At 70.6% G+C, this 24,120-nt stretch carries 19 protein-coding genes and 1 pseudogene; 7 read left to right on the top strand and 13 right to left on the bottom strand.

Features of this window, described 5'->3' with window-relative positions; genetic code table 11:
• Positions 1-141 precede the first annotated feature (141 nt).
• From ACJ512_RS22415 to ACJ512_RS22380, 8 genes and pseudogenes are all read right to left on the bottom strand, one after another.
• Positions 142-1,224, bottom strand: coding sequence for an IS110 family RNA-guided transposase (locus ACJ512_RS22415; protein ID WP_461479761.1), 1,083 nt, complete (start codon positions 1,222-1,224; stop codon positions 142-144).
• Between the two features lie 280 nt (positions 1,225-1,504).
• Positions 1,505-3,226, bottom strand: coding sequence for a transposase (locus ACJ512_RS22410; protein ID WP_407689781.1), 1,722 nt, complete (start codon positions 3,224-3,226; stop codon positions 1,505-1,507).
• 63 nt (positions 3,227-3,289) lie between these two features.
• Positions 3,290-3,871 (bottom strand): TetR/AcrR family transcriptional regulator, encoded by a 582-nt coding sequence (locus ACJ512_RS22405; RefSeq protein ID WP_407689397.1) that lies wholly within the window; start codon positions 3,869-3,871, stop codon positions 3,290-3,292.
• Positions 3,871-5,112: a cytochrome P450 gene (locus ACJ512_RS22400; protein ID WP_407689398.1), complete on the bottom strand. Its 1,242-nt coding sequence runs from the start codon at positions 5,110-5,112 to the stop codon at positions 3,871-3,873. Before ACJ512_RS22400 ends, ACJ512_RS22405 begins: the two co-directional genes overlap by 1 nt.
• 71 nt (positions 5,113-5,183) lie before the next feature.
• Positions 5,184-6,551: an FAD-binding oxidoreductase gene (locus tag ACJ512_RS22395; protein ID WP_407689399.1), complete on the bottom strand. Its 1,368-nt coding sequence runs from the start codon at positions 6,549-6,551 to the stop codon at positions 5,184-5,186.
• Between the two features lie 169 nt (positions 6,552-6,720).
• Positions 6,721-7,113 carry a type II toxin-antitoxin system VapC family toxin gene (locus ACJ512_RS22390; RefSeq protein WP_407689400.1) on the bottom strand — a complete coding sequence of 131 codons (393 nt, stop codon included), beginning with the start codon at positions 7,111-7,113 and terminating at the stop codon, positions 6,721-6,723.
• Positions 7,114-7,256: 143 nt separating this feature from the next.
• Positions 7,257-7,340: pseudogene (locus tag ACJ512_RS22385) on the bottom strand (type II toxin-antitoxin system Phd/YefM family antitoxin); the annotation flags it as partial.
• Between the two features lie 75 nt (positions 7,341-7,415).
• Entirely contained in the window at positions 7,416-8,453 is a 1,038-nt protein-coding gene (locus ACJ512_RS22380; RefSeq protein WP_407689401.1) for an MFS transporter, read from the bottom strand.
• Between the two features lie 71 nt (positions 8,454-8,524).
• On the opposite strand from ACJ512_RS22380, the gene ACJ512_RS22375 reads away from it, so the two are divergent.
• The 4 genes from ACJ512_RS22375 to ACJ512_RS22360 all read left to right on the top strand — a co-directional run bounded on the left by ACJ512_RS22375 (position 8,525) and on the right by ACJ512_RS22360 (position 13,341).
• Positions 8,525-9,352 carry a uracil-DNA glycosylase gene (locus ACJ512_RS22375; protein ID WP_407689402.1) on the top strand — a complete coding sequence of 276 codons (828 nt, stop codon included), beginning with the start codon at positions 8,525-8,527 and terminating at the stop codon, positions 9,350-9,352.
• 6 nt (positions 9,353-9,358) lie between these two features.
• Complete coding sequence (locus tag ACJ512_RS22370) at positions 9,359-10,486, top strand: FAD-binding protein (protein WP_407689403.1); 1,128 nt, start codon at positions 9,359-9,361, stop codon at positions 10,484-10,486.
• 38 nt (positions 10,487-10,524) lie between these two features.
• The gene (locus ACJ512_RS22365) at positions 10,525-11,556 is read left to right on the top strand and encodes an LLM class flavin-dependent oxidoreductase (protein WP_461479848.1); all 1,032 of its coding nucleotides are present in this window, start codon (positions 10,525-10,527) and stop codon (positions 11,554-11,556) included.
• 63 nt (positions 11,557-11,619) lie between these two features.
• Positions 11,620-13,341 carry a transposase gene (locus ACJ512_RS22360; protein ID WP_461479751.1) on the top strand — a complete coding sequence of 574 codons (1,722 nt, stop codon included), beginning with the start codon at positions 11,620-11,622 and terminating at the stop codon, positions 13,339-13,341.
• Between the two features lie 180 nt (positions 13,342-13,521).
• On the opposite strand, the gene ACJ512_RS22355 is transcribed toward ACJ512_RS22360, so the two are convergent.
• The 4 genes from ACJ512_RS22355 to ACJ512_RS22340 form a co-directional block, all read right to left on the bottom strand.
• Complete coding sequence (locus ACJ512_RS22355) at positions 13,522-17,442, bottom strand: diguanylate cyclase domain-containing protein (protein ID WP_407688824.1); 3,921 nt, start codon at positions 17,440-17,442, stop codon at positions 13,522-13,524.
• A 112-nt stretch (positions 17,443-17,554) separates the two neighbouring features.
• Positions 17,555-17,998 carry a nitroreductase family deazaflavin-dependent oxidoreductase gene (locus ACJ512_RS22350; RefSeq protein WP_407688823.1) on the bottom strand — a complete coding sequence of 148 codons (444 nt, stop codon included), beginning with the start codon at positions 17,996-17,998 and terminating at the stop codon, positions 17,555-17,557.
• A gap of 3 nt (positions 17,999-18,001) precedes the next feature.
• Complete coding sequence (locus ACJ512_RS22345; RefSeq protein ID WP_407688822.1) at positions 18,002-18,436, bottom strand: HIT family protein; 435 nt, start codon at positions 18,434-18,436, stop codon at positions 18,002-18,004.
• 22 nt (positions 18,437-18,458) lie between these two features.
• Positions 18,459-19,622, bottom strand: coding sequence for a MalY/PatB family protein (locus ACJ512_RS22340; RefSeq protein ID WP_407688821.1), 1,164 nt, complete (start codon positions 19,620-19,622; stop codon positions 18,459-18,461).
• Positions 19,623-19,694: 72 nt separating this feature from the next.
• Here ACJ512_RS22340 and ACJ512_RS22335 point away from each other — a divergent pair, with 72 nt between their 5' ends.
• Positions 19,695-21,095 carry an amidase gene (locus tag ACJ512_RS22335; RefSeq protein ID WP_407688820.1) on the top strand — a complete coding sequence of 467 codons (1,401 nt, stop codon included), beginning with the start codon at positions 19,695-19,697 and terminating at the stop codon, positions 21,093-21,095.
• On the opposite strand, the gene ACJ512_RS22330 is transcribed toward ACJ512_RS22335, so the two are convergent.
• Complete coding sequence (locus ACJ512_RS22330) at positions 21,090-21,641, bottom strand: DNA-deoxyinosine glycosylase (protein ID WP_407688819.1); 552 nt, start codon at positions 21,639-21,641, stop codon at positions 21,090-21,092. The genes ACJ512_RS22335 and ACJ512_RS22330 overlap by 6 nt on opposite strands.
• A 161-nt stretch (positions 21,642-21,802) precedes the next feature.
• Between ACJ512_RS22330 and ACJ512_RS22325 the strand changes: the two genes are divergently transcribed.
• Both ACJ512_RS22325 and ACJ512_RS22320 read left to right on the top strand, forming a co-directional pair.
• Complete coding sequence (locus ACJ512_RS22325) at positions 21,803-22,960, top strand: amidohydrolase family protein (protein ID WP_407688828.1); 1,158 nt, start codon at positions 21,803-21,805, stop codon at positions 22,958-22,960.
• 4 nt (positions 22,961-22,964) lie between these two features.
• On the top strand, positions 22,965-24,089 hold the full coding sequence (locus ACJ512_RS22320; RefSeq protein WP_407688827.1) for an adenylate/guanylate cyclase domain-containing protein: 1,125 nt from the start codon (positions 22,965-22,967) through the stop codon (positions 24,087-24,089).
• The last annotated feature ends 31 nt before the right edge of the window (positions 24,090-24,120 follow it).

Raw genomic sequence — 24,120 nt, 5'->3', positions numbered from 1 at the left:
TGTTCTGCTGGAGTGGATCGCGGGTCTAGAGATCGAGCGTAATCAGACTGCACTGCAACATGATTGCTCATAGGGCGTTCGCGGGTCACTCCCAGGCGCTGCCGCCACCACCGGGTTGTTCGGACAGTTATGGGCCGGTGCTCAGGTGTCGAGCACAGCCAGCGACCAGCACCAGCCGGCCAGTTCCCGGGCGATGGCGGTGTTGGCGACCACGGGGCGCTTCTTGCGGGCATCGAAGGACACCCAGCGGTGGTGCAGACGCCGGTTGGCTTGCTGGCCCCGCGCCCGTGCTGCCGGGCTGGCGGCATCCCAGCGCCGCCGCAGATCTACCCCGGGCCGATACGGTTGACGGTGGTGCCAGGCCGCTTCGATCAGCAACCGGCGGGCATGCCCGTTGCCGGTCTTGGTGATCGATCCCTGCGAGCGTGAATTCCCCGACGTGTACTCGCATGGCACCAGCCCGAGGTAGGCCCCGATTGAGCGCCCGGTCAACCGGCCCCAGTCACCGATCTCGACCGCCAGCCCGAACGCGGTCAACGTCGAGACCCCACGCAAGCAGCCCAACCGCGTGACCACCGGCGTGTAGGCACTGTCGGCGGCCAGTTCGGCGATCGCGGCATCGAGTCGGTCGCGGCGATCAACGGTGGCCAGCATCGTATCCAGGGCGGTGTCGTAAGCCAGCTGCAATGGGGTGGCTTCGAAGCGTTGCGCCCGTAGCCATGCCTCGTGCTTACCGGTCCAAGTCCGCCCGCCGGAGTAGATGATCCCTTGGCGCAGCAGCAGTTTCGATACCCGGTGCCGGGAACTCATCAGATCGCCGCGGCAGTCCTCACGGGCGCGCACCAGATCGCGGGCTGCTTCCTGATCCGCGCTGGGAATCGTGACCGCCACGATTTGTCCCAGATGCAGCAACCGGGCCAGATGCGCGGCATCACGGGCGTCGGTCTTGACCCGATCCCCTGATGGGCGCTGCAGCTTCGACGGCGCAGCCACCAGACACATGACCCCCGCGGCCAGCAGAAACCGGGCCAACCCGAACCCGGTTGGCCCCGCCTCATACGTCACCGCCACCCTGCCCGGCAGCGACCGCAACCATTCCAGGACATCCCGATAGTCCGGGGTCAATCGCCGTTCGAACACCTCCCCGGTGTCCCCGTCCAAGGCGCACGCGACCACTGATCGTGCGTGCACATCCAACCCAACACTCGTACGATGGCGTTTCACTGGGGCCTCCTACATCTGTGGCTCTACCGGCCAGGACCTGATTCCTGTCGGCAACCCACGATCACATGCAGCGAGGCCCCAGCCTGCCCATACCGTCTAGGTGGCTGGTGTCGAACGGCCATTGTGGGGGCGCTGGTTGACCGGTCGGGCTATTGGGCGATGCTCGTGTGGTCGTGAGCGGTTCCTAGCTCAGGTGAATTCGGTTGTCGGGATTGGCGATTCCGTTGCTTGGCTGGTCTACAGGCGGTCCTGGTGGGCCGGTTGGCATCGCCGACCGGCCTCAGGTCGTGGCGGCGGCCCAGTTTGCGCCTTCCCGGTGTAATCCGAGCACACCCAGGCGTGCGAGGTTGATCGCGGCGGCCAGCAGGGAGAAATCGGCGGCGACCTTGGTGGTGCCGCGCACGCGCGCACGGCGGCCGCCGTGGCGGCGGCGCATCAGGTGGCCGATCTTGCGTTCCACTTTCGGCCGGGTGGCCTTGTAGTCGGCGACCCAGCCCGGATCTGCTTGGGTGGTGCGAGCACGGGTGAGTTCGGCCTCGTAGCGGCTGATCGCGATGGTGCGCCCGGCGGTTGAGCTGGTGCACTGCTCGGCCAGTGGGCAGCAGGCGCAAGCCGGGCCGAACACCGCGTTGCCGCCGCCGCCCTTGGCCGGGCGGATCGGCACGGTCACCGCGCCCGGGCAGGTGACCGTGCCGACGTCGAGGTCGATGACGAAGCGGTCCTTGGCGTAGCGGCCACCCGGCGCGGTCGGTGGCTGCACCTTGGTGAAGATTTCCGCGCCCGCGGTTTCCAACACGGCCAGCAGTTTGCCCGCACCGTAGGCGGCGTCGCCGTAAACCGCCGGGCATCGCTGGTCTTGGGCTCCGCACACGCTGGGGGCGCTCCCGTCGCCATCACCATCACCGACCGCGCTGGCCGCGGTCGTCGTGCCAGCACTTGCACCGAGGCTCGAGTCGTCCTGAGGATCAACGCAATCTCCGTCGGCGGTGTTGGTGTCGCTGGTCACCGGAGTGGGTAGGTCGCCGGCCAGCAGGTCGGTGGCGGGTTGGGCGTCGCCGGCGTTGCCGGCGGTGACTTCGGTGGCGGTGATGATCTCGGCGTCGGGGTCGATCGCGATGTGACCCTTGTATCCGTCGAAACCCCGCGCGGAGGTCTTGTGGCCGTGGCGTGCCTGCGGGTCCACCGTGGAGATCACCCGATCGGCGGCCACACGGCGCGCGATGCGGAATATCCCGTCGGCGGCGTCTTGGTCGAGGTCCTGGCCGACCACGGTGGCCAACAGTTTGGCCGCCTTGTCCACCTCGGGCTTCAGCGCCTGCTCATCCAGGCAGGCCAGCAGCGCAGACGCGTCGCGGGCCAGCGCGTCCACCAGCGCCTCGCGCGCCGCCACGTCGTCGTAGTCACACACCGGTTTGCCGGCGCTGACGTAGTCGTCGTCGCGGGACAGCCGCGCCCGCAGCGCGGGTTGCAGCTCCGCGCCGGCGACCGCCAGCAGTCCCCGGATCGCCGAGCGGATCAATGTGACCGTGTCCATGGTGGCCACCGCGTCATACAGCGGGGTCGAGTCCAGCACCCGCTTACGGCCCACCAGCCCGGCCGCCTTGGCCGCTTGCAGGGTGACCTCAAAGATCCGGTCCGGGCGATCCGAGCGGGCCAGCCTCGCGCGCATGTCCACCAACACGGTGTGCACAAACCCCGGATAATCGAAGTCCAGCCCGCCCGCGGCATACTTCCACCGCGCGTCGAACGCGAACCGATCCACCGCCTCCCGATCCGAAAGCCCCTCGATGCGCTGCAACACCATCACCACCGCCACTATCATCGGCGGCACGCTGCGCCGGCCGACATCGGTGAACAAGTCGGCGAACATTTCATCGCCGAACAAGTTGAAGCACTCCCGGTGCAGCACGCTGTAAATCGAGTCCGGCGCCACCCGGCCCTCGCAGAAATCCACCGTCGACCGCCACAAATCCGCCTGTTTCGGCGTCAAACCCAAACTCACCCAACCATTCTCGCCGACCGCACCCGATTACCCGGTCAACGCCACGCGAAAAACACCAGCCACCTAGACCCGGCGTGCTGCGGCCGGCGTCACGATCGGCACGACGAATTCCTCGATCATCGCCCGCTCGTCGGCCTCGTCGCGGCCCGGGACCATCAGCAACGACGTCAGCACCCGCACCAGCCAGCGCGCCCGGCGCTGGACGGCGGCAGGGTCTTCCGGACCGAGCGAGTCGAGGAACGCCGCGGCCGAGGCGGTGATCACCTCGGAGCGGCCCGCGAACTCGCCGCCGATCGGGGGACGGCTGGTTGCGAACCACGCCGCCAGGGCTGGGCTGTCGCGCACCATCCGCAACGCCGCGGCCACAGCGCCGATCAGCCGCTCGCCCGGATCGTCGACGCCGTCGATCCGCTCGGCGATGGCGCGGGCCAGCCGGCGGGTCTCGCGGTGCACGTACGCGGTGCGCAGCGCGTCGCGGTTCTCGAAGTACCGGTACAGCGTCGCGCGGGAACACCCTGCGGCCGCGGCGATTTCGTTCATCCCGATCGAGGCCGGGTCCCGCTCGGTGAACAGCCGCTCGGCCGCGTCGAGGATCCGGTCGGTGGCCGCCTCCTGGCGTCGCCCCCCGAGCCAGTCGCCCGCCATCAGGCGTCGACCCGGATCGGCACCGACAGCGGGCGGCGCACGTAGCTGCCGCCCGACCAGACGATCGCGGACTCGTCGACCTCGAAATCGGGGCAGTGGGACAGCAATTCGGTGAGCGCGACGCGCGACTGCATCCGGGCGGCCGCGGCGCCCAGGCAGTGATGCGCCCCGTGGCTGAAGGTCAGGATGTTGCGCGGGCACCGGGTGACGTCGAGTTCGCCGGCGTCGGGCCCGTATTGGCGTTCGTCGCGGTTGGCCGACCCGTAGAGCAGCAGCACCTTGCGACCGGCCGGGATGGTGGTGCCGTGCAGCGTCACGTCGCGGGTGGTGGTGCGCGCCAGGCCCTGCACCGGGGAGGTCAGCCGCAGCAGTTCGTCGACCGCGTCGGGGATGAGCCCGGGCCGATCGGCCAGCAGCCGGCGCTGGTCGGGCCGCCGGTGCAGCAGTGGCATCGACCCGCCCAGCATGCCGGTCGTGGTGTCGTTGCCGCCGGTGACCATCGTGAACGTGAACGCCAGCACCGACAGGGTGCCGGCGATGTCGCCGTCCGCGCCGACCCCGGCGGCCACCAGATGCGAGATGGTGTCGTCCTCGGGTTCGGTGCGCCGCCGCTCGATCAGCCCGGTGAAGTAGGCCGTCATCGAGCCGACGGCGTCGCCGGCGCTCCCCAGTGCGCCGGCGACACCGCCTTCGACGGTGTTGGCCGCCACGATGGCGTCCGTCCACCCGTCGAACTGCGCGCGATCCTCCTCGGGCACGCCGAGGTAATGGGCGACCACCATCGATGGCAGCGGCTTGAACAGCTCGGCGACGATGTCGCCGCCCCCGGCGGCGCGCAACCCCTCGATGCGCTCCACCACGAATGCGCGGACTTTGGGCTCGATCGCCTCCACCTGGCGCGGCGTGAAACCGCGCGACACCAGTTTTCGAAACTCGGTGTGCACCGGCGGATCCTGCATGACGAACGGCGGATTGTCTTGCAGCCCAATCATTTCCAGGTCACCGTAGGTGACCGTCAAACCCTGTGCCGAGGAGAACGTCTCGTGGTCACGCGCCGCCGCCCAGATGTCGGCATGGCGGGACAGCACGTAGTAGTCGTGCCCGGGCCTGCCGGCCGGCGCGACGTGGTGCACCGGGTCGTGGTCGCGCAGCGCGCGGTACATCGACCAGGGGGCCGCCCACGTGTCGGCCGTGGCGAGTTCGAACGTGGCCGGCGCGTTGTGAGACACGGCCGCAGTCATGTCTCATTCGTACGACACGGGACGCGCAGTGTCAAATCCGACGGCACCGCGCCGCAGCCGGGCGCGAGGGCTCAGATGGCCACGCCGGGGTTCAGAATGCCCAGTGGGTCGAGCGCGGTCTTGATGCGCTGGTTCAGCGCCATCGCCTCGGGCCCCAGGTAGTCGCCCAGCCACGGCCGCTTCAACCGCCCGACGCCGTGTTCGCCGGTGATCGTGCCGCCGAGGCTGAGGGCCAGGTCCATGATCTCGCCGTACGCGAGCTCGGCGCGTTCGGTCATCGCGGCGTCCGCGGCGTCGTACACCAGCAACGGGTGGGTGTTGCCGTCCCCCGCGTGGGCGATGACCGAGATCATCAGCTCGCGCTCGGCGGCGATGCGCGCGATCCCGCCGACCAGCTCGCCCAGCGCCGGGAGCGGCACCCCGACGTCCTCGAGCAGCAGCGACCCCTTGGCCTCGACCGCGGGGATGGCGAACCGGCGGGCGGCGACGAACGCCTCGCCCTCGTCCGGGTCGTCGGTCGAGAACACCTCCGTGGCACCGTGTTCGGCGAACACCGCGGCCATCACCTCGGCGTCCTGCGCACCGGCCGCGCCCCGCTCGTCCGAGCCGGCCACCAGCATGGCGGCCGCACCGCGGTCCAGGTCCATGCGCAGGATGTCCTCGACGGCGTTGATCGCCACCGAATCCATGAACTCCAGCATCGAGGGCCGCAGGTGCGCCGATACGCCGAGCACCGCGTCGACCGCGGACTGAACCGACCCGAACGACGCCACCACGATGCTCGAGGTGTTCTGCGCGGGCAGCAGCCGCAGCGTCACCTCGGTGATCACGCCCAAGGTGCCCTCGCTGCCGACGAACAGCTTGGTCAGCGAAAGGCCCGCCACGTCCTTCAACCGCGGACCCCCCAGCCGCACGGCGGTGCCGTCGGCCAGCACCACCTGCATGCCCAGCACATAGTCGGTGGTGACGCCGTACTTCACGCAGCACAGCCCGCCGGCGTTGGTGGCGATGTTGCCGCCGATGCTGCAGATCTCGAACGACGACGGGTCGGGCGGGTACCACAGGCCGTGCTCGGCGGCGGCCTTCTTCACCTCCGCGTTGAACAGGCCGGGCTGGCACACCGCGGTGCGGGTCACGGGATCGACGGTGATGTCGCGCATCTTCTCCGTCGACAGCACGATCCCGTTGTCCAGCGCGGTCGCCCCGCCCGACAGGCCGCTGCCCGCGCCGCGGGTCACCACCGGCACCTGGTTGGCGCTGGCCCAGCGCAGCACCGTCTGCACCTCTTCGGTGCGCCGCGGCCGGACCACCGCCAGGGGCTCGCCGGCCGACGGGTCGAAAGCCCGGTCCTGCCGGTAGCCCTCGGTCACCGCCGGATCGGTGACCACCGTCCCGTCGGGCAGGCCGGTGATCAGATCCGCCAACGCATCCGGGTTCACGGGCCGATCCTACGGCGCGCCGACCGCTGCACAGTTGAGCGATCCTGGAACGGGTCAAGTTCGGTGTTCTGACAAAGGAACTCACCAAAGTCGCGACGAGCCAAGGGATGCCGCAGCACCGTCGAGGCGGGCGACAGTGGCATCGGGCAGCCCCGGCGAAATCCGATCATCACGCGGCGACGACCGCGACGTCGTAGGCAGACAGCTGGTTGTCCGCGGTGATGATCGTCAGGTCGAGCAGCTGCGCCTGAGCGACGAGGACACGGTCGAACGGATCCCGATGGTGATCGGGAAGATCAGCGGTCCTCAGGGTGTGCGCGTGGTCGACGGGCAGCGGAGACGTGCCGGAGCGACGCATGCGATCAGGGATATAGGAGGCCGGTGGTTCGGGCAACGGGAGTTTGCCGAGCCGGTATTTGATGGCGATCTCCCAGGCGCTGGCGGCCGAAAAGAAAATGCCGTTGCGGACGTCTTGAACGATTGCCCGTGTTTGGTCGCACAACCGGCCGGGGTCGGACTGCAGCCAGAGCCAAACGTGGGTATCGATGAGATAGCGCTTCACCGATAAAAGCTTTCGAGAACATCGTCCGGCAACGGAACGTCGAAATCTTCAGGCACGGTGTACACGCCGTGGTCGATGCCCAAGCGGCGGGTGTTCTGCGAGTGGAACGGCACGAGCTTTGCAACGGGTTCACCTCCCCGGGCAATCTCGACCTCCTGCCCGCTGTCGACGAGCCGCAGCAGCTCCGACAGGCGGGTCTTCGCCTCGTGGACGCCGACCCTGATCGCAGCAGACTTAGTCATGGACTTAGTTTACGCCGTTGCGTCGGAAGGGGCAGAATTCTCGGCGAGTGACGCCGAGGCCTACAGCGGTGAAGGCGCGTCGAGTTCGGGCGCCAAGTCCAGTTCCCGCAGCGACGGCAGCCGGGTGGCGACCAGTCCGATCGCCAGGATGGGCAGCGCCAGCGCCAGGAAGGTGACCTTCAGGCCGGCGGCGTCGGTCAGCGGCCCGGCCACCAGAAGTCCCAAAGGCCCCGCCGCGTAGGTCAGCGACGCCATGGCCCCGACCACCCGGCCGCGCAGCCGCTCCGGGGCCCGGGTCTGCACCATCAGCGCCCAGCCCAACTCGGCCGGCTGGCGCCGGTCGGCGAAGTACTTGGGGAACAGCACGCTCTCCATCGGCAGGTACAGCGCGGTGACGGCCAGGTCGACCAGCCCGAGCGTGCGCAGCACCCGCAGTTGCCAGACGAACCGCAGCCCCTCGGTGATGCCGGACATCAACCCTTCGGCCCGGTTCGAGGGCCCGGGTTTGCCGGCGCCCTCGAGGCGCAGCGCGGCGATCGCGAGGATGGACAACCCGAATGCGCCGGCGGTGATCCACATCGTGGAGATGGGACCGACCGTGGCGATCATCAGACCACCCAGACCCGGGCCGAGGATGTAGGCGAGGTTGAGGACCGCCTCGTAGATGCTGTTGGTGTGGTCCAGGGACCAGCCGGCGCGCGCGGCGGCCTCCGGCAGCATCGACTGGCGGGCCGTCATCCCGGCCGGGTCGAACCCGCCCGTCATCCCGGCCAGCACCGCCAGCACCGCCACGGTGATCGCGTCGGTGCCGAGTGCCAGGGTGAGCAGGGGGACGCCGGCCACCGCCGTGCCGGACAGCAGGTCGGCCACCAGCGAGATCCGCCGCCGGCCGAAGAAGTCGACGGCCGTGCCGGCGACCACCGTGGCGGCCACCAGCGGCACCGTCATGGCGGCGGCCACGATCGCCGCGTCGCGCGCGCTACCGTGGTGCTGCAGGGCCAGCCACGGGAACGTCACCAGCGAGATTCCCGTGCCCGCGGTGGCCATGAGCGTGGCGAACAGGATCAGGAATGCCGGGCCGCGGCTCGTGAGACTCATGGATATCGCGGCCGAATGTAACCCCGGGTCGGTGAGCGCAGCGAACGAATTTCGCGGATGCCACCGGCTGAATGCACGATGTTCATGTGCTCGTCCACCCACGCACCGGCCAGCCGTTCAGCTCCCCGGTCGAACCCGGCACCGGATGGCCCGGCGATCCGGCGACCCCGCAGACCCCGGCGGCCGCCGGCGCCGCGCAGGTACTCGCGCTGGCGGCCGGCGCCGACTCGATACCCCGGCTCGACGCGCTGATCAGCGTGTGCCGGGCCTGCCCGCGGCTGGTGAGCTGGCGCGAGGACGTCGCCGTCGCCAAACGCCGGGCGTTCGCCGACCAGCCGTACTGGGGACGCCCGGTGCCGGGCTGGGGTTCGGAGCGGCCCCGGCTGTTGATCGTGGGGCTGGCGCCCGCCGCGCACGGCGCCAATCGCACGGGGCGGATGTTCACCGGCGACCGGTCGGGCGATCAGCTGTACGCGGCGCTGTACCGGGCCGGCCTGGTGAACCAGCCGACCAGCGTGGACGCCGCGGACGGGTTGCGCGCCAAGCACGTTCGCGTCGTCGCGCCGGTGCGGTGTGCGCCTCCGGCCAACGCCCCGACTCCGGCGGAGCGCGACACCTGCTGGCCGTGGCTGGAGGCCGAGTGGCGGCTGGTGGCCGCTCACGTCCGGGTGATCGTGGCCCTGGGCGGGTTCGGCTGGCAGGTCGCGCTGCGGCTGCCGGCCGCGGCCGGGCTGCCCAAGCCGCGGTTCGGGCACGGCGTCGTCGCGGAGCTGAACGCGGGCGTGCGGTTGCTCGGCTGCTACCACCCGAGCCAGCAGAACATGTTCACCGGTAGGTTGACACCGGCAATGCTCGACGACATCTTCACCGATGCAGCGAAACTGGCAGGGATCAAGTGACTTTCCATGGTTAGTGTGCTGGTATCCGGCGCCAGCGTGGCCGGCGTAACCGCGGCGTATTGGCTTGCCCACCAAGGTTATTCGGTGACGGTCGTGGAGCGTTTCGCCGGGCTGCGGCCGGGCGGGCAGGCGATCGACGTGCGGGGCCCGGCGCTGACGGTGCTCGAACGCATGTCGTTGCGGGCCGCTGCCGACCATCTCCGGACGCGGATCCGCGGCTCGTCGGTGGTCGACCGCGACGGCAACGAGATGTCCCACGACACCGAGGCCCCCCCTGCTGGACCCACCGTTGGGCCCATCGCCGGCCCCGAGATCGAGCTGCTGCGCGACGACCTCGTCGAATTGCTCTACGAGTCAACCAAACTCAATGCCGAGTTCGTGTTCGGCGACAGCATCGCGGCCCTCGACGACGACGGCACGGGGGTCCGGGTGACCTTCGAGCGCGCCGACCCGCGCACCTTCGACCTCGTCGTCGGCGCCGACGGCCTGCACTCCACCGTGCGCAGGCTGGTCTTCGGCCCCGAGGAGCAGTTCATCGAACGGCTGGGCACGTTCGCGGCCATTTTCACCGTGCCCAATTTCTTGAACCTGGACTACTGGCAGACCTGGAACTACGGGGAGTCGAGCATGGCCGGGGTCTACAGCGCGCGCGACAACACCGAAGCCCGGGCCATGCTGGGTTTCATGGACGCCGAGCTGCGCATCGACTACCGCGACACCGAGGCCCAGTTCGCCGAGCTGGAGCGGCGGATGGCCGGCGACGGCTGGGTGCGGCCGCAGCTGCTCGAGTACATGCGCAGCGCACCGGATTTCTATTTCGACGAGATGTCGCAGATCAAGATGGATCACTGGGCCAAGGGCCGGGTGGTGCTGGTGGGCGACGCGGGCTACTGCTGCTCGCCGCTGTCGGGCCAGGGCACCAGTGTGGCGCTGCTGGGGGCCTACATCCTGGCCGGGGAGCTCGCCGCCTGCGGTGACGACTACGAGAAGGGCTTCGCCAACTACCAGAAGGAGTTCGCCGACTACGTCAAGCGCAACCAGTGGCTGGTCGTCGACAACATCCCCGGTGGCGCGCCGATACCCCAGGAGGTCTTCGAGCGCATCGTCAACTCGATCGAGCTGAAAACCTACTGACGGGGAACGTTCGCACCCCAAAGCGCGTTGACGCCATCGTGCGTCTCTCCGTCCTCGACCTCGTCCCGGTGCGCAGCGACCAGACGACCGCGGACGCGCTGGCCGCCACCGTGCAGCTGGCGCAGACCGCGGACCGGATGGGGTTCACCCGCTACTGGGTCGCCGAACACCACAACATGCCGTCCGTCGGCGCCACCAGCCCGCCCGTCCTGCTGGCCTACCTGGCCGCGCAGACCACCCGGCTGCGGCTGGGCTCGGGCGGGGTGATGCTGCCCAACCACGCGCCGCTGGCCGTCGCCGAGCAGTTCGCGCTGCTGGAAGCCGCGGCGCCCGGCCGCATCGACCTCGGCATCGGCCGCGCGCCCGGCTCCGACCCGGTGACCTCGTACGCCCTGCGCGGCAGCCGCGGCGACGAGGACATCGAGAACTTCCCGGACTACCTCGATGACGTCGCCGCGCTGATGAGCGCGCGCGGCGTGGTGGTGCCGCTGCGTTCGGGGGACTACCGGCTCAGGGCCACGCCCGCCGCCGCCGGCGAACCGAGCCTGTGGCTGCTCGGCTCCTCGACGTACTCGGCGCACCTGGCGGCCGCCAAGGGGTTGCCCTACGTGTTCGCCCACCACTTCTCCGGCCAGGGAACCGAGGAGGCGCTGGAGATCTACCGGTCCCGGTTCAAGCCCAGCACGCTGACCCCCGAGCCGCTGACGTTTCTGACGGTCAACGCCTCGGTGGCCGAAACGCGTGAGGAGGCAACGGCATTGGTGTTGCCCAACCTGCAGGTGATGGCGCGCCTGCGGACCGGCCAGGCCCTCGGGCCGGTGCCCCTCGTCGAAGAGGCCCTGGCCGCGGAGCTGACGCCGGAGCAGCAGCGCATCGTCGACAGCGGGCTGCGACGCGCCGTGGTCGGCGCGCCCGCCGAGGCCGCCGGCCGGCTGCGCGAGCTCGCCGCACGGTTCGGCGTCGACGAGGTGATGGTCAACCCGGTCGCGTCGGCCCGCTACGACACCGATCCGGCCACCGCGCCTGCGCGGGTCGCGACGCTGGAGCTGCTGGCCAAAGAGCTTTTCTAGGTGGCTGGTGTTTTTCGCGTGGCGTTGACCGGGTAATCGGGTGCGGTCGGCGAGAATGGTTGGGTGAGTTTGGGTTTGACGCCGAAACAGGCGGATTTGTGGCGGTCGACGGTGGATTTCTGCGAGGGCCGGGTGGCGCCGGACTCGATTTACAGCGTGCTGCACCGGGAGTGCTTCAACTTGTTCGGCGATGAAATGTTCGCCGACTTGTTCACCGATGTCGGCCGGCGCAGCGTGCCGCCGATGATTGTGGCGGTGGTGATGGTGTTGCAGCGCATCGAGGGGCTTTCGGATCGGGAGGCGGTGGATCGGTTCGCGTTCGACGCGCGGTGGAAGTATGCCGCGGGCGGGCTGGACTTCGATTATCCGGGGTTTGTGCACACCGTGTTGGTGGACATGCGCGCGAGGCTGGCCCGCTCGGATCGCCCGGACCGGATCTTTGAGGTCACCCTGCAAGCGGCCAAGGCGGCCGGGCTGGTGGGCCGTAAGCGGGTGCTGGACTCGACCCCGCTGTATGACGCGGTGGCCACCATGGACACGGTCACATTGATCCGCTCGGCGATCCGGGGACTGCTGGCGGTCGCCGGCGCGGAGCTGCAACCCGCGCTGCGGGCGCGGCTGTCCCGCGACGACGACTACGTCAGCGCCGGCAAACCGGTGTGTGACTACGACGACGTGGCGGCGCGCGAGGCGCTGGTGGACGCGCTGGCCCGCGACGCGTCTGCGCTGCTGGCCTGCCTGGATGAGCAGGCGCTGAAGCCCGAGGTGGACAAGGCGGCCAAACTGTTGGCCACCGTGGTCGGCCAGGACCTCGACCAAGACGCCGCCGACGGGATATTCCGCATCGCGCGCCGTGTGGCCGCCGATCGGGTGATCTCCACGGTGGACCCGCAGGCACGCCACGGCCACAAGACCTCCGCGCGGGGTTTCGACGGATACAAGGGTCACATCGCGATCGACCCCGACGCCGAGATCATCACCGCCACCGAAGTCACCGCCGGCAACGCCGGCGACGCCCAACCCGCCACCGACCTGCTGGCCGGCGACCTACCCACTCCGGTGACCAGCGACACCAACACCGCCGACGGAGATTGCGTTGATCCTCAGGACGACTCGAGCCTCGGTGCAAGTGCTGGCACGACGACCGCGGCCGGCGCGGTCGGTGATGGTGATGGCGACGGGAGCGCCCCCAGCGTGTGCGGAGCCCAAGACCAGCGATGCCCGGCGGTTTACGGCGACGCCGCCTACGGTGCGGGCAAACTGCTGGCCGTGTTGGAAACCGCGGGCGCGGAAATCTTCACCAAGGTGCAGCCACCGACCGCGCCGGGTGGCCGCTACGCCAAGGACCGCTTCGTCATCGACCTCGACGTCGGCACGGTCACCTGCCCGGGCGCGGTGACCGTGCCGATCCGCCCGGCCAAGGGCGGCGGCGGCAACGCGGTGTTCGGCCCGGCTTGCGCCTGCTGCCCACTGGCCGAGCAGTGCACCAGCTCAACCGCCGGGCGCACCATCGCGATCAGCCGCTACGAGGCCGAACTCACCCGTGCTCGCACCACCCAAGCAGATCCGGGCTGGGTCGCCGACTACAAGGCCACCCGGCCGAAAGTGGAACGCAAGATCGGCCACCTGATGCGCCGCCGCCACGGCGGCCGCCGTGCGCGCGTGCGCGGCACCACCAAGGTCGCCGCCGATTTCTCCCTGCTGGCCGCCGCGATCAACCTCGCACGCCTGGGTGTGCTCGGATTACACCGGGAAGGCGCAAACTGGGCCGCCGCCACGACCTGAGGCCGGTCGGCGATGCCAACCGGCCCACCAGGACCGCCTGTAGACCAGCCAAGCAACGGAATCGCCAATCCCGACAACCGAATTCACCTGAGTTAGGAACCGCTCACGACCACACGAGCATCGCCCAATAGCCCGACCGGTCAACCAGCGCCCCCACAATGGCCGTTCGACACCAGCCACCTAGGACTCCGCCGGCTGCCGGGCCGCGCGGCCGGCCGGGGCGTGGTCGGCGATCCACTGGGGCAGCTCGTCGCCCGGCAGCGGCGGACTGTGCACGAAGCCCTGCGTGATCGTGCAGCCGTAGCGCCGCAGCGCATCCAGCGTGACCTCGTCTTCGACCCCCTCGGCGACGAGGTCGGCGCCCAGGTTCTCGGCCAGGGCCACCGTGGAGCGCACGATCGCGACCGATCGCGGGTCGTGGGCGAGGCGCGCCACGAACACCCGGTCGAGTTTGAGCTCGTCGACCGAGACGTCCTGCAGGCGCGCCAGCGACGACCATCCGGTGCCGTAGTCGTCCAGCGAGATGTGGATGCCCAGGCGTTGCAGCGAGGCCACGGTGTGGCGTGACCTCATCGAGTCGATCAGGGTGCTCTCGGTGATCTCGATGATCAGCGCCTCGGCGGGCACGTCGTGGGCGCGCAGCAGCCGTTCGATCGTGCCGACCAGGTCCAGGTCGAGCAGGTTGGTGGTGGACAGGTTGACCGCGACGGTCAGCGTGAGGCCCCGCGCGCGCCAGGACCGCATCTGCTCGAGGACCAGGTTCAGCGTGCGGTCGGCGATCTTGCGCATCAGCCCGGCGCGTTCGGCGGCCGGGACGAACTCGGCCGGCAGCAGCAGACCGCGGTCGGGATGGTGCCAGCGCAGCAGCGCCTCGACGCTGTGGACGCTGCCGTCGAGGTTGATCTTGGGCTGGTAGTGACAGGTGAGCTCGTCGCCGTCGTCCAGGGCGGCGCGCAGTTCCTCGATGAGGTTGGGGTCGTTGTCCCGATACAGCTCGAACGCCGCTTCGTAGACGGCGATCTTGCTGACGGCCGACCGGGCGTGGGGAATCGCCGCCTCGGCGAGGCCGAGGAGTTCCTGGGGATGATCGCAGTGGTCGGGACACAGCGCGATGGCGATGCGGGCGTCGACCCGCACGGTGATCGGGTCCAGCGCGAACGGCTCGCTCAGGCACTCGAGCAGACGGCCGGCCTGGGCGCGCGCGGCGATGAGGTCGGTGCCCTCGGCCAGCAGGATCGCGAATCGGCTGTCACCGACGCGGGCGAACAGGTCGTCACGGCGGATGGTCTTCCCCAGCCGGTTCGCGATGCGGCACAACAGTTCGTCGACGAATGCGGCGCCGATCGAGCCGTTGATCTCGTGGAACTCGTACAGCTCCAGCAGCAGCAGCGCGCGGCGCGATACGACCTTGGTCGCCGGCGCGGGCTGCGGGGCGGACACCTCGGTCAGCACCGTGACCAGGGAGCGGCGGTTGGGCAGGCCGGTCAGCTTGTCTGTCATGGCGCGTTTGTGGTCCTCGGCCAGCACGCTGATGTCGCGGAACGTCACCGCGAAGCGGGTGGCGACCACGACCAGGCTCAACGCGGCCAGCGTCGTGGCCGGCCGTGATCCATGACCCAGCACGGTCACCGCCACCGCCACGACGGTGCACGAGACGGGTACGGCGAAGGAGCCCAGGCCGCGCTTGGCGCTGATCGGTCCCCTCGCCGACCGGGCCCAGGCGGCCGCCGCCACCAGCAACGAGGACGCGGGCCAGCACGCGTCGAGCGCCGTTCCGACGCGGTATGCGCGCGCCGAGGTCTCGAACAGGTAGACCGTGTCCGCCGCCGCGAATAGGACGAAGCCGCCGACCAGCAGAGACCAGCGCAAGGCTTTGCTGCTGCCCAGGATCGGCAGCATGCTCGTGGCCAGCGCCAGCAGGAGCAGATCGCTCCACGGGTAGAGCAGGCCGACCAGCACGGTCGACGGTTGGCGGAGGGCGGCCGTGTGGACGGGCCCCGCGAGCAACGCCGCGGCCACCGCGGCCATCGCAAGCCCGCAGGTCACCGAGTCGAGCCGGATCACCACGGGCACCCGCTCGAGGCGTGCCCGCATCAGCAGCAACAGCCCGGCGTAGACCAGCGGGTAGAACGCGAGGTACTCGGGGTCCGCCACCGAGGGCGACTGGCCGTCGGGGACCCAGGCAGCGTAGACGACGTCACCGACCGCGGAGATCGCCATGCCGGCCGCGATCAGCGCCCACGCGAAACGGTTCGCCGTGACGTGCACGGCGCGGGCGGCGACCAGCGCGGCCGCCGAGAGGTTCAACGCCGCATACAGGCCGCCGACGAAGGCGGGGTGGCCTTGGCCCGCCCGGGTGAGCGCGCTCAGCGCGGCGAAGGCGACGACGCCGATCGCCAAGGCCCCGATGGCGATCCGGACCGCCGTCGGCGGCCAGCGGATGCCCTCGGGTGCGTCGGTCGATGTTTCCTGAACGGACCTCGCCGTGACCTCGGCGTCGGCGCTCGTCTCGGGAAGCCTACGGGCCCGGCGGGGCCGCGTAACGCTGACGGCCGACACCACCGGTCCGGTGGCCTCCGGCGATGCGGCCGTGAGGGGCACATCGGGCACGAAGCTGTGGACGCACCGGCCACCCTGGCGTTTGGCGGCGTACATGGCCAGGTCCGCGTGGCGCAGCAGTTCGTCGACGGTGCAACCCGACGAGGCGGGAGCCACCGTGAAGCCGATGCTCGGCCGAACGTCCAAGGGCACCCCGTCGATGAGAATCCGCGGGGTGAAGGCGTCCAGGACGCGATGCGCCGTGGCCTGCGACTCCTCGACGGAGGCTTCGATGAGCACCGCGAATTCGTCGCCGCCGAGTCGCGCGACGGTGGCCGACTCGTCCACCGCGGCCGTGAGCCGCTCGGCGACCCGCACGAGCAGTTCGTCGCCGGCCGGGTGCCCCAACGCGTCGTTGACCAGCTTGAAGTTGTCGAGGTCGAGGCAGAGGACTGCGATCGGCGCGTCGCCCACCGGAGGGCGGGCGATGGCCTCGTTCAACCGCTGGACGAACCGGGCGCGGTTGGCCAGGCCGGTCAGGCTGTCCCGGAAGGCTTCCCGGGCGACCTCGGTCAGCAGGCGCTGGTTCTCGACGAGCACGACGAACTGGCGCGCCAGCACGGCGGCAACCAGGATTCCCAGCGCGGCGAGCATCGGTCCGTGCTGCATGTGCCCCAGCGCGTGACCCAGCCCCACCGCGGCGGCCAGCAGCAACGGCAGGTACGGCAACCACAGCCGGGTGCGGTACGGGGCGTCGTCGGGCGCCGCCGGTGTCGGGGACTCGTGCGCACCGGCCAGCCCCGCCCACGTCAACAAACCCAACCCGGCCACCCGGGTCAAATCGCCCACGTCGCCGGTGTGATAGGAGCCGATCCCGGTGTGGAACACCACGGCGATGTCGGCGAGTCCGATCGTCCCGATGCCGGCGGGGACCAGGCTGCGGCTGGGCCCGTCGCTGGGGCGGACGCGCGAGAGCACCATGATCGCCGTCGTCACGAGGATGATGTCGATGAACACCTCCGTGAGCGTGGAGAGCCGCGAGCCGCTGGCCTCGCGGAGCTGCTTTTCGAAGACGAACACCCAGGAGATGACGAACAGCGACGTCGCCAGGATGAGGCCGTCCAGCACCATCCGTGGGGGAGTGTTGCGGGACACGTGGGAAAACGCCACCACCGCCGCCATGGCCCCGATCGGATACAGCAGGAGCACCACTTCGGCCGCCGCGGGGTGGGTCGCGTGGTCGAGGTCGGGTCGCACGTCGTAGACCGCCCAGACGACTTCTCCCGCCGCCCAGCCCACCAGGGCCGTCGCCAGGGCCAGCCAGCCGAATCGGGAGCGGCCAACCGCGTGGCGGGCCGCGTTGGCGGCGCACCCCGCCGCGCACAGCAGACACGCCACCGTGACGATCTCGTCGACCGGCCGGGTCCCGTACGGGCCGCGCCAGCCCCAGCGCCACGAGGCCACGACCAGCGCCTCCGCGACGCCGTAGGCGGCGACGAGGAGCCAACCGACCCGCGCGGACACCCCCAGGTGCTGCCACGGCCTGCCGGTCGAGGGCTTCATCGCTGCGTCACCCCACTTCGCAACTTCAAAGTGCGCGGCGAGCCCTGGCGACGCATCGCCGCGCGTGAGCAAACAATAGAGCGCCGCGACGCCCCGATGGGCCTTTCCGCGGCTATTGCCCGGTCAGGACGAAGATCGGAATGGGCCGCGACGTACGGTTCTGGTAGCCGTCGTAGCGGTTGGCGTTATTGGCGTTGACGACCTCCCACAGCCGCCGGTAGTCGGTGTCCTGCGGTCCGACCTGGCGGGCGGTGACCGCCAAACGCCTTGGGCCGACGTTGATTTCGCAGCGCGGGTGCTTGCGCAGGTTGTGGTACCAGGCGGGGTGGCGGTCGGCGCCGCCGTTGGAGGCGACGATCAGGTAGGAGTCGCCGTCGCGCGCATAGGACAGCGACGTGGTGCGCGGCCGACCGGTTTTGGCGCCGACGGTGTGCAGGAGCAGGGCGGGAGGCGCCCCGGGTATCCGGTGCCCGATCCAGCCGTGGGTCTTCTGGTAGACGGCGTCATGCAGACGCAGGAACGGGACGCCCACCCACTGCTCGAACGACGCTCGCATGACTCACTCCTGCTGGCTCGCCGCGATGCGGGCCAGAGCCTCCCGCAGGATTCGGCCGGTCCCTTCCCGGTCGGGGTCGCGGCGCAGCAGCATCCCCTTGGCGACCGAGAGCTTGTCGCCGTCGCGGCGGGGCAGCACGTGCAGGTGGATGTGGAACACCGTCTGGAAGGCGGCGCGGCCGTCGTTGATCGCCATGTTGGTCGCGTCGGCCAACTCGGTGGCCCGGGCCGCGCGGGCGATCCGCTGGCCGAGGGTGGCCATCCCGGCCAAAATCTCGGGCGGGGTGTCGGTGAGGTCGACGCTGTGGCGTTTGGGCAGCACCAGGGTGTGGCCGCGGGTGAACGGGCGGATGTCGAGGATCGCCAGGTAGTCGTCGTCTTCGTGGATCCGGACGGCCGGGGCCTCGCCGGCGACGATGGCACAGAACACGCAGGACATGTCGCCCACGGTACTGGCCGGCTCAGGCTCGCAGCGCGCCGGCGATGGCGTCGATCGCCCGGTCCAGCAGCGCGCGCGTGGTCGCGAAGTTCAGCCGGGCGAACCCGGAGCCGACCGCGGCGCCGAACGGGATGCCCGGCGACACCGCCACTTTGGCCTTGTCGAGCAGATACTCCGCCGGTTCGGCCGGCAGGTTCAGCCCGCGGAAGTCCACCCACGAGAGGTAGGTGCCCTCCGGAGCGGTGACCGTCACCCCGGGAACCCGCTCCGGGAGCGTCCGCGCCAGATGGTCGCGGTTGGCCTGCAGGTAGGGCAGCAGCTCGTCCAGCCACGGCCCGCCGTGCCCGTATGCGGCGATGTTCGCGCGGATACCGACCGTGGCGGCCCCCATTTTGTGCAGCATGTTGACCCGGTCCCAGTCCTCGGCGTCACGGCGATTGGACAGGATCGCCTGCGCGCACATCAGGCCGGGCAGGTTCCAGCCCTTGGAGGCGGACACCAGCGTGACCACGGTCTGCGCGGCCGCCTCCGACACCGAGGCCGCGGGAATGTGGCGCCGCCCGTAGACCAGCGGCCCCCAGATCTCGTCGGCGATCACCCGCGCGCCGTGTGCGGCCGCGATGTCGACGACGGTCCGCAGCTCGTCGGCGGTGAAGGCCGTGCCCAGCGGGTTGTTCGGATTGCACAGGATCACCGATCCGGCACCGCGGACGAACGCGGCCTCGAGCGCCTCCAGGTCCGGCAGGTACCGTCCCGAATCCTGGCGCACCATCGGGATCTCGATCCGCTGGCGGCCGGTGACCTGCAGGACGTCGAAGAACGGCATGTAGGCCGGGACCGGCAGCGCCACCGGGCTCTCGGGCCGGGTGAGGAAATTGACGACGACCTCCATCCCCTTGAGGACGTCGGGGACCACGCGGACCCACTCGGGCCCCACCTGCCAGCCGTAGCGTTGCCGGCACCAGTCCGCGGTTGCCCTCGGCAGCGTGTCCTCGGTGAACGGGGGGTAGCCGAACTCCTCGTTCTCCACGCACGCCCGCACCCCGTCGAGCACCGCCGGTGCCGTGGGGTAGTCCATCTCCGCCACCCACAACGGCAGCACGTCGGCGCCGAAATAGTTCCACTTGATCGTGTTGCGGGCCCGGAGTCGTTCCTCGGTCAGCGAATCGAAGACGTGATCCTGCATGGGCTCAACCTTTCACCACGCCGCCGCGTCCGGCGCCGCGGGGCCGATGGTCCGGCCCGATATGCTGCCGCGATGGACGCTCGTGAGCTCGCCTTCGCCGGCGCGGTCGTGCAGGCGCGGATGCTGGCCGACGGCGACGTGACCGCCCCGGAGCTGCTCGAGGTCTACCTCGACCGGATCGCGAGCCTGGACAGCGAGCTGCGCTGCTACCGCGTGGTGCTGACCGACAGCGCGCGTTACGAGGCCGCCGTCGCGCAGGAGCGGCTCGACGCGGGCGAGCGGCTGCCGCTGCTGGGGGTGCCGATCGCGGTCAAGGACGATGTCGACGTCGCCGGGGAGGTGACGGCCTACGGCAGCGGCGGCCACGGCCCGGCAGCGACCGCCGATGCGGAGGTGGTGCGCCGGTTGCGCGCCGCGGGCGCGGTGATCATCGGCAAGACCAATACGCCCGAGCTGATGATGTTCCCCTACACCGAGTCGCTGGCCTTCGGCGCCACGCGCAACCCGTGGGACCTCACGCGCACGCCGGGCGGCAGCAGCGGCGGCAGCGCGGCGGCGGTGGCCGCGGGGCTGGCGCCGCTGGCGCTGGGCTCCGACGGCGGGGGCTCGATCCGCATCCCGGCGATCTGGTGCGGCCTGTTCGGCCTCAAACCGCAGCGGGACCGGATCTCGCTGGAGCCGCACGACAACGCGTGGTACGGGCTGAGCGCCAACGGTCCGCTGGCCCGCTCGGTGCTGGACGCGGCCGTGTTCCTCGAGGCGACGGCCACCGGGTCCGCGGAGCCCGGTGCCGAGGGGGAATTCGTGGCCGCGGCGGGGCGCCCGCCCGGCAGGCTGCGGATCGCCTTGAGCACCAAGGTCCCGACGCCGCTGCCCGTGCGGGTCGGGAAGGCCCAGCTGGCGGCGGTCGAGGAGGCCGGCGCGCTGCTGCGCGAGCTGGGCCACGAGGTGATCCACGCCGACCCCGAGTACCCGCCCGCGGCGATCCTGGCGAACTACCTGCCGCGCTACCTGCGCGGGATCAGCGACGACGCGGACGCGCTGGCGCACCCGGAGCTCATGGAGGCCCGCACCCGCAACATCGCGCGCCTCGGATCGTTTTTCTCCGACCGGCGGATGGCTGCCCTCGCCGCCGCGGAACCGGCGCTGAGTGCCCGGATCCAGGCGATCTTCGACGACGTGGACGTCGTCGTCACGCCGGGCAACGCGGCGGGCCCGTCGCGCATCGGCGCCTACCAGCACCGGGGCGCGGTGTCGACGCTGCTGCTGGTGGCGCAGCGGGTCCCCTACCAGCAGATCTGGAACCTGACCGGACAGCCCGTCGCGGCCGTGCCCTGGGACTTCGACGGTGACCGGCTGCCGCTCGCGGTGCAGCTCGTCGGCCGGCCCGACGACGAGGCGACGCTGTTGTCGCTGTCCGCGCAGATCGAGGCGGCGCGGCCGTGGGCCCACCGGCGGCCGCCGCTGTCATGACGCGGCGGCCCGATGGCGCCGACCCGCTTCGCCCGGCTGCGCCGCGCTCGCGATCGGCGCGGTGATCGCCCGCCAAGCAGTCAGCTTGACGTCCGGCCGCACGGCATGCGCCGGGCTGGTCGACGGCAGCCGCTCGTAGTGCACGTGTTGCGCGGCGGGCGCCAGCCTGCGGTACAGCGCGGCGGCCTTGGCGCCGTTGAAATACACCCGCGAGATCCGCGGGTGCTCGGCGAAGAATCCGCCGAAATCGTTGACCACCAAGCTTTTCGGCTCGATCGCCGAGTCCGCGCTGCCGACGCGACGGCACGCGTGCAGCACGTCCCACAGGGCGACCCCATGGGACCGCAACGTCGCCAGCCGCGCGTCGTACGGCGCCGTCGCATCGAAGCCGAAAAGTCGACTCATGATCGGCCAGAACGCATTTCGCGGGTTGGCGTAGTACTGGCCCGCCGCCAGTGACAGCGCACTCGGGAACGAGCCGAGGATCACCACCGTGGCACGGTCGTCGGCGACCGGGGGCAATCCATGCAGAAGTGGCGAGGTCATCGTGGACTGTATCTTTGTCGATAACAGATCTTTGTCGACAACAGCCGCCTTCGTCGGAAGACCACGCAGTCCGTGAAGTTCGCTCGCCGCGCCATGAGTCCCACACCGGCCCCGCCGTGACCGCGGGGCGGGGGGAACGGCTCGCGATCCGCGCCGGCCGGATGTTCGACGGGTACCGGTTTCACGGTGGCTTTCACGGTGGCCCGGTGACGGTCGTGGTCGAGGACGGCCGGATCTGCGCCGTCGAGTTTGCGAGCGCCGGCTGCCCGCCGGACACGACGCTCGTCGACCTGGGCGGGGCGGCGCTGTTGCCGGGGCTCATCGATGCGCATACGCACCTGTGCTGGGACCCCGACGGCGACCCCCAGGCCCTGGCCGACACGGCCCACGACGCGCTGGCCGACCGGGCGCGGCGGCACGCCGCGGCCGCGTTGAATGCGGGGATCACCACGCTGCGCGACCTCGGTGACCGCGACTTCGCGACCCTGACGCTGCGCGAGGAATACCGGCGCGGCGCGCAGGTGGGGCCGGAGCTGCTGGTCTCCGGGCCGCCGCTGACCCGCCGCGGCGGGCATTGCTGGTATCTGGGCGGTGAGGCCGAGGACACCGGGGCGCTCGTCGCCGCGGTGCGGGAGCGGGCCGAGCGGGGCACGGACTGGGTGAAGATCATGGCGACCGGCGGTTTCATGACGGCCGGGACCGATCCGTGCCGGCCGCAGTACAGCGCCGACGAACTGGCCGCGGTCGTCGACGCCGCGCACCGGGCGGGGTTGCCGGTGACCGCGCACGCGCACGCCACCGCCGGTATCGCGGCCGCGGTCGCCGCGGGGGTCGACGGGATCGAGCACTGCACGTTCCTCACCGAGAGCGGTGTCGCCGCCAGCCCGGAGGTCGTCGAGGCGATCGTCGGCCGGGGCGTGTGGTGCGGGATCACGATCGGCCGCGCGCTGCCCGAGATGCCGGACGACATCAAAGCGCTGATGGAGGGCGTGTGGCGGAACATCCGCCGGCTCATCGACGCCGGCGCCCGCGTCGCCTTCTCGACCGACGCCGGTATCGAGCCCGCCAAAGCCCACGACGTGCTACCCGACGAACTGGCGGAGCTGGTCCGGCACGGCTTCACCACCACGGAGGCACTGACCGGAGCCACCTCCGCCGCCGCCGACAGTTGCGGGCTGGGCCGCCGCAAAGGCCGTATCGCCGCCGGTTACGACGCCGACCTGCTCGCCGTTCCCGCCCGCGTGCAGCAGGACCTCACCGCGCTCCGCGACGTCGAAGCCGTCTGGCGCGCCGGCAGGCGGGTGGCCGGACGTGGGTGAGGGCATCGATGAGCCGGGCATCGATGAGCCGGGCATCGACGACCTGCTCGACGGGCTGGAGGGCACCGCGCGCACCGAGCGGGCGCAGCTGGTGCGGTGGCTGCTCGAGCAGGGCATCGGCGCCGACGAGATCCACGCCACCAACCCCCCGCTGCTGCTGGCCACCCGCCACCTCATCGGAGACGACGGCAGCTACGTGTCCGCCCGGGAGATCAGCGAGCGTCACGGCATCGAGTTGACGCTGCTGCAGCGCGTCCAGCGCGCCATCGGCCTGGCCCGGGTGGACGACCCCGATGCCGTCGTACACATGCGCGCCGACGGTGAAGCCGCCGCGACCGCCCAGCGGTTCGTCGAGTTGGGGCTGGATCCCGAGCACGTCGTGCTCGTCGTCCGCGTACTCGCCGAGGGGCTCTCGCGCGCCGCCGAGGTGATGCGCTACAGCGCGCTGGCGGCGATCATGCGCCCCGGGCTCACCGAGGTGGAGATCGCAAAGGCGTCAAAGGATCTGGTGGGGCGCGTCGTCCCCGTGCTCGGCCCCATGATTCAGGAGATGCTGTTCCTTCAGCTGCGCCACATGATGGAGACCGAAGCCGTCACCGCGGGGGAGCGGGCCGCCGGGAAGCCCCTGCCGGGTGCGCGACCGGTGACCGTCGCGTTCGCCGACCTGGTCGGCTTCACCCGGCTCGGGGAGGTCATCTCGGCCGAAGAGCTGGGCCACCTCGCCAACCGGCTGGCCCATCTCGCGCGCGACGTGGCGGCCCCCCCGGTGCGCTTCGTCAAGTCGATCGGCGACGCGGTGATGTTCGTCTGCCCCGATCCCGCGCCGTTGCTCGATGTCGCCCTGAAGCTCGTCGAGGCCGTCGACACCGACGACGACTTTCCGCGCTTACGCGCGGGGGTGGCGTCCGGGATGGCGGTGAGCCGGGCCGGCGACTGGTTCGGCAGCCCCGTCAACGTGGCGAGCCGGATCACCGGGGTGGCGCGCCCGGGTACGGCGCTCGTCGCGGATTCGGTGTGGGAGGCCGTCGCGGACACCGGCGCGTTCGACGGGTCGTTTGCGGGCGCGCGCCGGCTCAAGGGCGTCAAAAGCGACGTGAAACTCTTCCGGATTCGCCGGGGGACCGGCTGAGCCATCCCGTATGGGCAGGCCCGGCGCGACG

It is taken from the genome of Mycobacterium cajalii (genome assembly GCF_045809005.2).
Classification (GTDB): Bacteria; Actinomycetota; Actinomycetes; order Mycobacteriales; family Mycobacteriaceae; genus Mycobacterium.
The sequence above is the reverse complement of the archived record's forward strand: the minus strand, read 5'-3'. Positions and strand labels throughout refer to the sequence as shown.